Genomic DNA, 12,471 nt, shown 5'->3' on the forward strand with positions numbered 1-12,471 from the left:
ATATATTTAACTTATGCAAATTAAAGAAATAACTACGAATAAAAAGGATTATATGGATATTCTATTAATCGGCGATGAAGATAAAGCAATGATTAACAAATATCTGGAATCGTCAAAACTTTTTGCTTTGTACGATAATGATATCTTGACATCAATCTGTGCTGTTATGGAGATTGATAAGGAAACCGTTGAAATAAAAAATCTTGCAACTTATACGCAGTATCAAAATAAAGGCTATGCCTCAGCATTGATTAATTTTGTCTGTAATAAATATAAAACAAATTTTAAATATTTAATCCTTGGAACCGGAGAAAATAACAATACCTTGAAATTCTATAAAAAACAAGGTTTTCAAGAAACTCACAGACTAAAAAACTTTTTTATTGATAACTACCCGCACCCAATTTTTGAAAATGAAAAGCAGTTGGTAGATATGATTTATTTAAAGAAAATTTTATAATATTCCAACCTTAAGAAAAAACTTCCGATTTTGTTTTAAAATTTTTAAAAGTTTGCGGAACTGGACTGTTCCAAAATAATCAAATTATCCGTATAGTTCAAATTTGGTGCGTATCTCACTGATAATATACAAATCTCAATCTATCCGTACAGTCCAGAAAAAGTCCAGTTTTCCAGTTTGATTTTTTTGGAACACTTAATTTTTCCGACCCGAAAACGCCCACACAAAGCCAACTTTACCAAAATAATCTATCTAGCCGTACAAATCAAACTGGACAAAAAACTACAAAAGCCCGCTCTTTCAAGCGGGCTTTTTATAAGTAAAAAGGGAAAATAAAAAAGGTGCGGGCGGGAATCGAACCCGCGAATATGAGTTTTGCAGACTCACGCCTTACCACTTGGCCACCGCACCGTATACATCAAAAATTTTGAACATAACTATTATATCAAAAAAAATACCGTCTGCAAATAATTTTATCACAAGGTTAATGCGACCGGTAAAATTGGGTCTTGAAATTTTGAATAAGGTTTTTATAATAGCAGTATGGGAGTGCCAAACCAGACCCGTTTTTGGGTGAGCCTCTTGTAGGGGAAACGGCCTCCCTATTTTTATTTTATTAGCGGACGCGTTATGGGCGCGTCCGCTTTTTTGCGTATAAAAGCGCGGCAGCGAGCCTTTTTCTTAACCAGGGCATGCGGCAGGCTTCATTATTTGGTACAATAAAAGCAGTAATAAAAGCGGATGGAACGGATCCGTCCCGCACAGGCAGCGGTTTCAGAACCAGGGAAATCTTCCTTTGGGAGTTTTTTTTTGGTATAATAAAGTGCTGTCTTATTGCGGGCGTAGTTCAATGGTAGAACACTAGCCTTCCAAGCTTGATACGTGGGTTCGATTCCCATCGCCCGCTTTTTAATCCCAAGTAAAGGGAATTTGCTGGGGTAGCTCAGTCGGTAGAGCATTTCCATGGTAAGGAAAAGGTCGTGGGTTCGATTCCCACTCCCAGCTTGTTTTGAAATCATTAGTTAGGACCCGGCAGTATTACTATGCTGGGGTAGCTCAGTCGGTAGAGCATTTCCATGGTAAGGAAAAGGTCGTGGGTTCGATTCCCACTCCCAGCTTTGGTTTTGGAACAACTAAACAATAAGAAGTAAACATTAGAAACAGGAGAACTAGACAAATGGCAAAGGAAAAATTTTCCAGAAGCAAACCGCACGTTAACGTCGGTACCATTGGCCACGTAGACCACGGTAAGACCACGTTAACCACCGCTATCACCAAAGTGTTGGCCAAAGAAGGCAAAGCCAAAGCCATGGCTTATAGCGATATCGCCAAAGGCGGCGTAGTCCGCGACGCTTCCAAGATCGTAACCGTCGCCGTTTCCCACGTGGAATACGAAACCGATAACAGACACTACGCTCATATCGACTGCCCCGGCCACGCCGATTACATTAAAAACATGATCACCGGTGCCGCCCAGATGGACGGTGCTATCTTGGTGGTTTCCGCTGTTGACGGCCCGATGCCTCAGACCCGCGAACACGTGCTCTTGGCCAAACAGGTAAACGTACCGCGGTTAGTGGTATTCCTCAACAAAGTGGACCTCGTAGACGATAAAGATTTGTTGGATTTGGTGGAAGAAGAAATCCGCGATTTGCTGGGCAAATATGAATTTGACCGCGACAACACCCCGATCGTACGCGGCAGCGCTTTGAAAGCTATCGAAGAAGATCAAAGCGAATTGGGTGAGCCCTCTATCCACAAATTGATGGAAGCTTTGGATACCTGGATTCCTGAACCGAAACGCGATACCGATAAACCGTTCTTGATGGCTGTGGAAGACGTATTCTCCATCACCGGCCGCGGTACCGTAGCCACCGGCAGAATTGAACGCGGCAAGGTGCACGTGGGTGATCCGTTGGAAATCATCGGTTTCCGCGACACCATGAACACCGTAGCCACCGGTATTGAAATGTTCCGCAAATTGCTGGACGAAGGTATCGCCGGCGATAACGTAGGTATCTTGTTGCGCGGTATTGAAAAAACCCAGGTTGAAAGAGGCCAGGTATTGGCTGCTCCCAAATCTGTAACCCCGCACAAACATTTCATCGGGCAAGTTTACATCTTGAAGAAAGAAGAAGGCGGCCGCCACACCCCGCTGACCCCTGGTTATAAACCGCAGTTCTACTTGAGAACCACGGACGTAACCGGTGAACTTACTTTCAAACAAGACATGATCATGCCCGGCGACAACGCCGAAATTGAAGTGAAACTTATCACTCCCGTAGCCATGGAAGAAGGCTTGCGCTTCGCCATCCGCGAAGGCGGCCACACCGTAGGCGCCGGCGTCGTCACCAAGATTATTGAGTAGTAAAATTGTTTAGTTCACTGTTGCAGGGACATTGGTAACACAATGTCCCTGCAGATATCCTTAAAAGTGAACTTCATGCGGGGGCAAAGCCCCCAGACTATCTAAGGAAAATTAAGATGGCAACTGAAAGAATCACCATTGCGCTGGCCTGCACGGAATGCAAAAACAAGAATTACTATCAGGTCCGCGGCAAAAAGAAAGAATATAAGCTGGAACTGAACAAGTTCTGCAAAAAGTGCGGCAAGAGCACCAAGCACAAAGAAAGCAAGGCTTAATTTTAGTGGGAGCGTCGGTTAACTGGTAAACCACCGGTCTCCAAAACCGGGACTGAAGGTTCGAGTCCTTCCGCTCCTGCCAGTTTTATTTAAGAACAACGGATAACTTTATGAACAAAGCAATCAGTTTTCTGAAGCAATCGGTAGCCGAGCTTAAAAAATCCACCTGGCTGACGCGCAAAGAAGTAGTGCAGTCCACCATTTTGGTAGCCATAGTGGTGGCTATTTTAGCCGCGTACGTCAGCATTATAGACTTTGGCCTTACCAAAGTGCTGGGGCTCATCGTTGGAGGACGCTAATGTCTGAAGAAAAATGCTGGTACGTCGTGCATACCCAAACCGGTCATGAAGACAAAGTAAGAGAAAAAATTCTCTTAAATGTGGATTCCCAAAACTTTGGGGACCGCATCTTTAACGTTTTGGTTCCTACCGAAGAAGTAGTAGAAGTAAAACAAAACAAGAAAATCTTACGCAAACGCAAATTCTTCCCCGGTTATGTGTTGGTGCAGATGTTGTTAACCAGCGAAGCATACTGGTTTATCCGCAATATCAGCGGCGTTACCGGCTTTTTGGGCGATCCCAACCCGGTTCCGTTGCCGGAAGAAGAAATTGCCGGTATTGTGGAACTGACCGATAATACCAGCGGCAAACCGAAACACATGGTAGAATTTGAACGCGGCGAAAGCGTACGCATTACCGAAGGCCCGTTCAAGCACTTTATTGGCGTGGTGGAAGAAGTAAACGAGCAAAGAAACAAACTGAAAGTGATGGTAACCGTGTTTGACCGCGCCACCCCTGTGGAAGTAGATTTCCTGCAGGTGGAGAAAAACTAGTTTTACCGCAGTAAGCAGTAAAAATATGGAGTAACAAAAAAATGGCAAAAGAGAAAAAAATTAAAGGATACATTAAATTGCAGATTCCTGCCGGTGCTGCCAACCCGGCCCCGCCTGTGGGGCCTGCTTTGGGTCAGCATGGCGTGAACATTATGGAGTTCTGCAAACAGTTCAACGCCAAAACGGCTAAATTGGAAAAAGGGGTAAAGATTCCGGTCGTTATCACTGTGTATGAAGACCGCTCTTTTACTTTCATCACCAAAATGCCGCCCATGGCTGTACTTATTGTAAAAGAACTCGGCGTGGCCAAAGGTTCCGGCCAGCCCCACAAAGACAAAGTAGGCAAGATTACCCAAGCGCAGTGCGAAAAAATCGCCGCGCAGAAATTGCCTGACTTAAACACCAAAGACATCAAACAAGCCGCGGAAATGGTAAAAGGCACCTGCCGCAGTATGGGTGTTGACGTAGTAAAATAAATTTTGAAGGTAAAAGGGAGGGCCGTCCCGGTCCGCTTGTACCTAAAGGAGATTTTAAATGGGAAAAAGAATTGAAGCAGCTAGAAAAGCATATGATAAAGCCAAAGTATATACCTTGGCGGAAGCCGCTCAAATCGTAAAAGACAATGCCAAAGCCAAATTTGACGAAACCGTTGAATTGCACGTCAGCTTAGGTATTGATACGAAAAAAGCGGACCAAATGGTTCGTGCTGCCGTAGTATTGCCGCATGGTACGGGCAAAACCAAACGCATTGCCGTTATTGCCAAGGGCGAACACGCCCAAGAAGCCCAAAAGGCCGGTGCCGACCGCGTAGGCGCGGAAGACATTGTGGAAGAAGTAATGAAAGGCAAAATTGACTTTGACGTTTTAGTTGCCACCCCGGATACCATGAAAGACTTGGCCAAAGCCGCCAAAGTGTTGGGCCCCCGCGGGCTAATGCCTACCCCCAAAACGGGTACCGTTACGTTTGACGTAGCCAACACAATTAAAGACTTAAAGGCCGGCCGCGTAGACTTTAAAGCCGACGCTTACGGTATCGTACACACCATTATTGGCAAGGCTTCTTTTGACGCCGCCAAATTGGCTGAAAATGCAAAAGCTGTGATGGACACGATCCTTCGTGTAAAACCGAACACCTCTAAGGGCGTTTATGTAAAGAGCGTTTCTTTAAGCTCCACCATGGGCCCCGGCGTGTTTGTAACCACCAAATAGTAACTCTCTTTTGCACTAAAACCCCTCCCGTAAGGAGGGGTTTTGTTATTTATAATAAACTAGCCCAATTTTGGATTATTTAACGGGATTTTTGTCACAGCGCCGCGTCTTTTCAAACAGTGTTTTAGGGCAGTACCATAAGACCCAGCGGTAGATGGGCCCAATGGCCCTGGCTGTATTTATACAGATTATCTATCATAATAATATGAGCCATTATAAAATAACTCCGTGCGGTATTAAAAAAGGATGTTGGCTGGCATTGGTATTTTATTTTAGTTGTTGTTCTTTTTTGTATGCGCAGGAGTGGGCCCAAATGCACAAAGTGTTAATGCGTCAAGGGGAAAATATGGCTAAAAATGGGATAAAAGCACAAAAAGAGCTAGCCCGTACCTATGCCGCTATAGATGCGGTAGCCCCGTTTATGCATTTTTCTTCCCAAGATATCTTGCCCTGGAGTTTTAGGGTGCAGGCCCGGGCGGATAACGCGTTTGAACAAGCGGCCGTTTTGCGCAACAACCGGTTGGAATTGGCGGCCCGCCTGCTTGTGGACCATGCGGTACGCCGCATGCGCGCGCAGCATAAGGAAATACAAGCCTCTTTGCGGTATGCGCGTTCGGCGGATTTAGTGTCTTTGATACCGTCGTCCGCCAAGTTTATTTTTCTGGGGGAAACGCATCATCAGCCTGTTATAGAGAAACAGATTTTGTATATTTTAGCGCGTTATCATAAACGCTATCCGGAAAAGAAAATCATGTTGCTTACGGAGTTTGTGTTAGATACCAATGTTTCCCTTTTGCCCAGAGAAATGGATGAACGTATTACCAGCAAAAGAAATTTTTTTAATTTGTTAATGAAGTGGCGTATTCCTGTTTTTGGGCTGGAGGAGCCTTTGGCGCATAGTCAGGCGGCCCATGAAATATTTACGGAAAAAACCGGTACGGCTTTTTTGTCTTCAACGGCTTTAGCCGTGCGTACGCGCAATCAACATTGGGTAAAACAGATAAAAGCCATGCATGAAACCTACCCGGATATGGTATTTTTTATCTATGCCGGGCTGGGGCATACGGAATACAACCTTCCCGCTTCTGTGGCGGCGGCTTTCCCGGAGAAAGAAACCTTTGCGATAGATTTCTTTGTGGGCCGGCGTTCCCGTTTTACTCCTTTTGACAGAGCTTTTGGCGGTTTGTTTTCCGGCCCGGGGGTTTGGTATTGGAAGGACGCTAAATATGCGCGTTTGGCGGGGTTTGATGTAAGCGCCGTCCTTCCCGCTGGAGAGGTAAGATGAAAAAGTGGTTTTTTATATTCTTATTATGTGCGGTGTTGTTCCCGGCTGAGGCGCATTCCCAAGCTGTTTGGAAAAAAGCTTTTTGGAAAAAAATCTTTTCCGCTGAAGAAGAATCCGCCCGCAGAGCTATCACCGTGAAACAAGCCAATAAATTGCTGCTGGAGCGTAAAAGGCTTTCTTTAAAGAAAGCGCAGCAGGTTTGCTCGGGGGAGATAGGGGAATGTATGCTGGATGGGGAGGCGCCTATTCACCGCATTAAAGGGTGGCCGTTTTCTTTTTCCCAATCCGGGCCGTATGAAGATAACGAGCTGTTTCAAACTTTGTCCCGTTCCGCAAAGAGGAACTATTTTATAGCGGCGCATAACCGCGCCGTATCCAGAACGGCGGTCGCACGGAGAAATGCGCTTAAACGAATGAATGAAGCCAAAGAAGATTTAATGAAAGGGTTTTATAGTCCAACCGCCGTATATCCGGGCAGAGAGCTGGTTTCCATCGTGCAGGAAAAACATAAATATATTTTTTTAGGGGAAACGCATGGGTTTCCCGTCATTCAGGGGGCCATAAAAGATTTTTTGCAAGAATATCGCCTCCGCTTTCCCAAGCGGAAAATAATTCTGCTAACGGAGTTTCTGCCCAACACGCAAACAGCCGCCTACCGTTGGAAATTGAGAAAATTCCCGCAATATTATTCCATTTGGCAAATAGCGGATATTCTTAAAATACCCGTGGTGGGGTTAGACCCTGTATGGCTGCTTAATAAAAATTTTCCTGTTATGTGGGTAAATAAACCCAATGGAACGACGGAAAAAGAAAAGATGTGGTTTTCCCCTGAAGTGCTGCGTGTGCGCAATTTGATATGGAAACAGGAGATAGACCGCTTGCGGTCCCAATATCCGGACGCCGTATTTATCTTTCATACGGGGGCAACCCACGTAACGTATACGGAATCTTTTTCTTTAAGCGTGTTGTTTCCTAAGGACGAAACTTTTGTGGCTACTTTCCAACCGTATGAAATTTATAATAATCAGCCTGCCCGGAGTGATTTGCTGGACGCGTTTAACCCGGAACAATTTGCGTCAAAACGTTTTATCGTATGGCCTAACCCGGATATGGCCCGTATTGCCGGGTTTGACGCGCGCTTTAAATTACAATAACTATGCATAAGATAGCAAAATTATTTATTGTTTTGCTGCCCGTGTTTTCTTTGTTATTTTTTGATATAAGCTATGGGGAGCCCGGCCCATGGAAAAAGCTGTTGCCCGCTTATAAAAACTTTTTTAAAAAGAGCGCGGCTTCCCAGCGCGCCAAAGTACTGCAGCCCAAACAGATAGAAAAAATATTAAATAAAAGAGTATGGCGAGCGAATAAAAAAATCTATCATAAGGGCGGCCTGATAGAAATAGGAGGGTTATTATTTGTTAATGAATACCCCTTGGTGTTTTTCAAGGAGTGGCCGCCGGAATTGGGCCAAGCCTTGTTTCAAGATCAACCTTGGCTGCTGGCTGCCGGACCGCGCGCTCAACAGAATTATGTTATTTCTTTGCATAACCGTTTGGCGGCTACTCTTCTTAAAGAACGCGCCCAATTAAGAAAAGATCTCCAAAAAAATTCAGCCAGATTGCAAAGTGAAATTCTCCCCCTGACCCAGGAACCTTTTGCCTTGCAAGCGGCTAAGAGGATTCCCCCTAATACCCAACAAATTTTAATAGGAGAGGGACACGGCGTGGAGAAGATATCCCAAGAAATACTGTCTTTTATCCAGGCGGTGCAAGCCCGGAATCCAGGGCGGCAAATTGTCTATCTGACGGAGTTTATCCCCCAAAATGTAGACCTTGATTATTTATTGTCTATTATGCGTCTGTTGCCAAAAGATGCTCATTATTATCATATTTTTGATTGGCTGAAGCGTTGCGATATTCCCATTATAGGGCTGGAGCCCAGTTGGGTATGGATGTTCCAACCCCCGCAAGTATCTGTGGGAAACTTATTTCAACTAAAACCATACGAAGTGTCTTTGTGGGAGAGTTTAGGCGGCGTTTATTTGCGTAACCAATCCTGGCTGCGGGTAATAGCCTCCGCCCGAAAGAGCTATCCCCATGCGTTGTTTATTATTCACGCCGGCTATGGACATACAGACTATAACGCCCCGTTTAATATATCCAAGATGTTTGCCCCCCAGGAAACATTTGTATTAAGAGTATTGAAAAACGAGGGAAGTATATTTCATGCCTTTTCCGGCGGTAAATATAGTTACCCGCTGTTGGGTTGGAAAGACAAACAACTGGCCTATTTGGCGGGCTGTGACGCGCAAATAAAGGTGGATTAAGCCTTGTTTATATAGAAGAGAAAAGAAAAAATGCAGAAAAAATGGATTTTTTTATTTGTTGTTTGTCTGTTCACGCTCCCCGCATTAGGGCAAGCGCAGGGCTCGTTTTGGAAAAAGCTTTCTCTTTATTATAAGCGCGGAGAAGCAAAGTCTCAATCGTTCCAACGCGGCCAAGTGTTAAAAAGGTCTTCTTTAAAACAAATTTTGTTGGAGCGGGCAAAAAAATCGCGAGAGAGATTCTATCTCAAAACCCCGGCGGACCAGCTGCCTCTTTTAGTGGATGATACGGAGATGCCGGCCGTGGATGTTGATAATTGGACGGACCAACTGTCTGGCATGTTGTATCAAAGATACCCCTCCTTAAAGAAAGCTTCCGATACGTCTTTTAAAAATTATTTGGTCTCTTTGCACAACCGCTTAGCGGCGGGAACGGTTCAGCGGCGCAAACAAATTCGGGCGGATATACGGGCCAACGTACGGCAACTGATGGAAAAACGGGAAGTGTTTTCTGCTGGAAATATTCCCCGGCAGGCGGCCGCTATGGTCTCTCCTCAAGTCAAACAAATCTTAATAGGGGAGGAACACAATTCGCAACAAGTGTCTTTTGCCGTGTTGGATTTTATAAAAGAAATCCAGGCCCGGGATCCCAAACGTCCTATTATTTATTTTACGGAAATGCTTCCGCGGGATTCCTGCGTAGCCGCCACCCTGCTGCTGATGCATGTTTCCGGACAAGATAAGAATTACTACGATATTTTTTCTTGGCTGTATCATAATGGGGTGGGCATTAAAGGGTTGGAAATTGAGGAAATTTGGTCAGAGGCGGATATTCTTTTGCAAGATGCCCAAGGGCAACTATATCCCGTTCCGTTATGGAAGAGTTTAAGCGGCATTTATTTGCGTAATACGGCGTGGCTGCAAACCATTCAAAATTACCGCAAAAAATATCCCGAGGCTTTATTTATTATTCATGCCGGGGCATGGCATACGGGGTATATCATGCCGTTTAGTTTGGCCAATGCGTTTAACCCAACAGAAACATTTGTGGTCCATTTTATAGCTTCCCGCTCTGCTTTGTTGGATATTTTATCAGATAATCAGGTGCGAGCGCCGGTATTGGCGTGGAAAGATAAAAATTTAGCCCATATAGCGGGTTTTGACGTGCAAATAACAACGGGCTTATAGTATGAAAGACAACTTTTTTTGCAGAGGTGCTTTATTGTATCTTGCTGTGCTGTTGCTGTTTCCCGGTTTGGCGGAAGGGCAGGGCTGGCTTGCGGGCAAATGGCGCAATTTACGCCAGATGAATAAAATGCTGGCCGGGAAAGAGAGCAATTCCCAGTTAACGCACCTTTTATATAAACGAGTTGTGCTTGCTATAAATTTACACTATCATTGGCAAAGCCGTCATACGGATGACTTTTTGTTTATGGAAAATCAGTTTAAGTATCTGCTCCCGGTATATTCGGTGGGGGAGCCGGACGCTTGGCAGGAGTTGGACACACGTATAGATAATGCGTGGGTTTATTCCAATAACCGTTATATGCTTGCAGCCCGCGTGCGGTTGGAGCATGCTTGGTCCCGCTTGCGGCACTTTATGCCGAAAATGGAAAAAGAGCTGCGTATTTCTTTTCAGGAAAACATGCCGTGTATTCCGGATTCGGCTAAATATGTGTTTTTGGGGGAAGCGCATGGCCTGGAAGAAATACGGAAATTATTTTTAAACGTGATTTTGACATATCAAAAACAGCACCCGGAAAAGCAAATCATTGTACTGACGGAATTCCAGCATGACAAAGGATTGCAATTTACTCCCTTTAACGAGGAAGAGCGCTTTAAAGATTTTAAAAAATTTTTTGATGTCTTGGCTTGGCATTATATTCCTTTTGCAGGTTTAGAAGAAGTTCATTCTTCCGTGGATGATCGTCAATTTGTTGGGATAAATGGCTATACCTATCCCGCCCAGCGGACGGGAGAGGGAATGCGTCTTCGTAATATGTATTGGGAAAAACGGATACGGGCTTGGGAACGCAAATATCCCCAAGCGGTGTTTTTTATTTATGCGGGCAACGGGCATGTGGACTATCAAGCGCCCTTTTCTGTTTCCAGGCAATTTCCGCCGGGGAAAACCTTTGTTTTTAGTGTATATAAAAATCCGCAGTTTAACCACATTTTTCACGCGGCTAGCCAAGCCCGTTTTGTACTTCCCGGCGCTTTACTTACTTGGAATAACCCCCGCTGGGGCCGCATTGCGGGGTTTGATGCGGCTTATATCCTTCCTTCTCCAACAGATTAAAAACGGTTTTTGTCTTTGCTAAACAGCTTCTTTGCTTTTGCTATAATAAAGACGAAGAAGCCAATATGAAATTATTTTTTACATTATTATTTATTTTTGGTTGTTTGCCCGTTTGGGGGCAGGTGGGGGTTATATCCGTTACAGATGCGTCCCAATATACCTCTGCGGAAGATTTTTACCATACTTTTGAATACCAAATCCAGCCTTTAGGTAAAAATACCGGTTGGAAAAAATGCCAAGCCACCCGCATTGGTAAACGCTGGTTTGCCACGGCGGCGCATTGTGTGTTGCCCTGCGCCCAAAGCGGCTGCAATATTTATATGGATTTGTTGGATGAGGACTATACCGCCTTGGCGATGGTAAAATCTACCCCTAAAAAACCCGCGGTGTTTATTCATCCGGATTATAAAATAGAAATCCCCGCCTTGGACGATTTTGCCCTTATCCGTTTGGATTTGCACCGCGCTTCTTATTCCTACTTTCGCCGGGTTCCAAATGTAAAACCCGGGGAGCCCGTCTCCAAGCAAACTTTTGACCGGTTCCTAAATAAAAACCGCCGGGCGGCCTCTAAATTGCGCCGCGTGCTCAGCGGGGATTTGCCTCCTATTCTTACTTTTGATGATGCTACCTACCAATTAGACAGGAAACTTTCTGTTATTTCTATTTTTGACGGGGTACGTGATGTTAAACCCAATCCTAACGCGGCTTATTATGTAAATGATTTAGGGTTTGGATATACTAAAAATTTTGGTATACGCAATGGCATGAGCGGCTCCGGCGTGATGAGTAATACAGGAGAGTTGGTGGGGATGGTGTCTGCTAATTTATACGTCAATACGGATCAAACAGACCTTAAAACAGGCAAAACAAAAGCAATGGCGTATGATTTCTTCCTTTTCAGCGCTTTTAATAAACCCATGCGTTCTTTTATGGAAAAAGTAATGGGCAGCGATTATTACCAATTGGATTTTAAAGATGCCTATCCTCAATTCGTCCGTAAAGGGTCCAAAGCGGATCATACGGTTATCCGGTCTATTGTAAAGGAAATCAGAAAAAAAGCCTCCTCTAAAAAAGCCAAATAGTTTGATCCTTTTTATGGAAATGCAAGTCAAGCAAGGTAGTTTTAACACTTGCTTGACTTGTTTTTTTTTTTGATACAGTGGGGATTAACAGGTTAGGGTTTTTATAAGTATCTGTTTGGTAAAAATGCCTGTAATCGGCCATTAGGCCTTAATAAAGGAGGTCTGGTATGTATCAAAAAATAGCGGCTGCCTTGGCTGCGGCTGTTTTGTGCATGCCTGCATATGCGGCACAAACCAAAAACACCATGAAGATGGTGTCCTACTTTCCGGTACCGTACGTAGCGTATGATACGGTATCGGCCAACAACGCCATGGACATAGGGGTCTTAAACCAATGC

At 44.5% G+C, this 12,471-nt stretch carries 13 protein-coding genes and 5 tRNA genes; 17 read left to right on the forward strand and 1 reads right to left on the reverse strand.

Annotated features, from left to right (window positions below; all coding sequences use genetic code 11):
* Positions 1–13: 13 nt before the first annotated feature.
* Positions 14–460, forward strand: a complete 447-nt coding sequence (locus tag ACQY33_RS01855) for a GNAT family N-acetyltransferase (protein ID WP_428066972.1) — start codon at positions 14–16, stop codon at positions 458–460.
* A gap of 339 nt (positions 461–799) precedes the next feature.
* Here the strand turns inward: ACQY33_RS01855 and ACQY33_RS01860 are convergent.
* Positions 800–871 (reverse strand) — tRNA-Cys (locus ACQY33_RS01860).
* 425 nt (positions 872–1,296) lie between these two features.
* Between ACQY33_RS01860 and ACQY33_RS01865 the strand changes: the two genes are divergently transcribed.
* From ACQY33_RS01865 to ACQY33_RS01940, 16 genes are all read left to right on the forward strand, one after another.
* Positions 1,297–1,367: transfer RNA gene (locus ACQY33_RS01865), tRNA-Gly, on the forward strand.
* Positions 1,368–1,392: 25 nt separating this feature from the next.
* Positions 1,393–1,465: transfer RNA gene (locus ACQY33_RS01870), tRNA-Thr, on the forward strand.
* 40 nt (positions 1,466–1,505) lie between these two features.
* Positions 1,506–1,578, forward strand: a tRNA-Thr gene (locus ACQY33_RS01875).
* Between the two features lie 59 nt (positions 1,579–1,637).
* On the forward strand, positions 1,638–2,828 hold the full coding sequence (gene tuf, locus ACQY33_RS01880; protein WP_428073459.1) for an elongation factor Tu: 1,191 nt from the start codon (positions 1,638–1,640) through the stop codon (positions 2,826–2,828).
* Positions 2,829–2,944: 116 nt separating this feature from the next.
* Complete coding sequence (gene rpmG / locus ACQY33_RS01885) at positions 2,945–3,103, forward strand: 50S ribosomal protein L33 (protein WP_176778179.1); 159 nt, start codon at positions 2,945–2,947, stop codon at positions 3,101–3,103.
* A gap of 7 nt (positions 3,104–3,110) precedes the next feature.
* Positions 3,111–3,185: transfer RNA gene (locus ACQY33_RS01890), tRNA-Trp, on the forward strand.
* Between the two features lie 28 nt (positions 3,186–3,213).
* Positions 3,214–3,402: a preprotein translocase subunit SecE gene (gene secE, locus ACQY33_RS01895; RefSeq protein ID WP_428073460.1), complete on the forward strand. Its 189-nt coding sequence runs from the start codon at positions 3,214–3,216 to the stop codon at positions 3,400–3,402.
* Positions 3,402–3,935: a transcription termination/antitermination protein NusG gene (gene nusG, locus ACQY33_RS01900; RefSeq protein WP_428073461.1), complete on the forward strand. Its 534-nt coding sequence runs from the start codon at positions 3,402–3,404 to the stop codon at positions 3,933–3,935. Before secE ends, nusG begins: the two co-directional genes overlap by 1 nt.
* Positions 3,936–3,976: 41 nt before the next feature.
* Positions 3,977–4,411, forward strand: a complete 435-nt coding sequence (gene rplK, locus ACQY33_RS01905; RefSeq protein WP_428073462.1) for a 50S ribosomal protein L11 — start codon at positions 3,977–3,979, stop codon at positions 4,409–4,411.
* Positions 4,412–4,469: 58 nt separating this feature from the next.
* A complete protein-coding gene (gene rplA / locus ACQY33_RS01910) occupies positions 4,470–5,144 on the forward strand; it encodes a 50S ribosomal protein L1 (RefSeq protein ID WP_428073463.1) in 675 nt (224 codons plus the stop codon).
* A 205-nt stretch (positions 5,145–5,349) separates the two neighbouring features.
* Positions 5,350–6,429, forward strand: coding sequence for a hypothetical protein (locus ACQY33_RS01915; RefSeq protein ID WP_428073464.1), 1,080 nt, complete (start codon positions 5,350–5,352; stop codon positions 6,427–6,429).
* Positions 6,426–7,583 (forward strand): hypothetical protein, encoded by a 1,158-nt coding sequence (locus ACQY33_RS01920; protein ID WP_428073465.1) that lies wholly within the window; start codon positions 6,426–6,428, stop codon positions 7,581–7,583. Before ACQY33_RS01915 ends, ACQY33_RS01920 begins: the two co-directional genes overlap by 4 nt.
* A 2-nt stretch (positions 7,584–7,585) precedes the next feature.
* The gene (locus ACQY33_RS01925) at positions 7,586–8,755 is read left to right on the forward strand and encodes a hypothetical protein (protein ID WP_428073466.1); all 1,170 of its coding nucleotides are present in this window, start codon (positions 7,586–7,588) and stop codon (positions 8,753–8,755) included.
* A gap of 174 nt (positions 8,756–8,929) precedes the next feature.
* A complete protein-coding gene (locus ACQY33_RS01930) occupies positions 8,930–9,940 on the forward strand; it encodes a hypothetical protein (protein ID WP_428073467.1) in 1,011 nt (336 codons plus the stop codon).
* A 1-nt stretch (position 9,941) separates the two neighbouring features.
* The gene (locus tag ACQY33_RS01935; protein ID WP_428073468.1) at positions 9,942–11,051 is read left to right on the forward strand and encodes a hypothetical protein; all 1,110 of its coding nucleotides are present in this window, start codon (positions 9,942–9,944) and stop codon (positions 11,049–11,051) included.
* Positions 11,052–11,116: 65 nt separating this feature from the next.
* On the forward strand, positions 11,117–12,133 hold the full coding sequence (locus ACQY33_RS01940) for a hypothetical protein (protein WP_428073469.1): 1,017 nt from the start codon (positions 11,117–11,119) through the stop codon (positions 12,131–12,133).
* The last annotated feature ends 338 nt before the right edge of the window (positions 12,134–12,471 follow it).

The organism is Candidatus Avelusimicrobium aviculae (assembly GCF_949292495.1).
Classification (GTDB): Bacteria; Elusimicrobiota; Elusimicrobia; order Elusimicrobiales; family Elusimicrobiaceae; genus Avelusimicrobium; species Avelusimicrobium aviculae.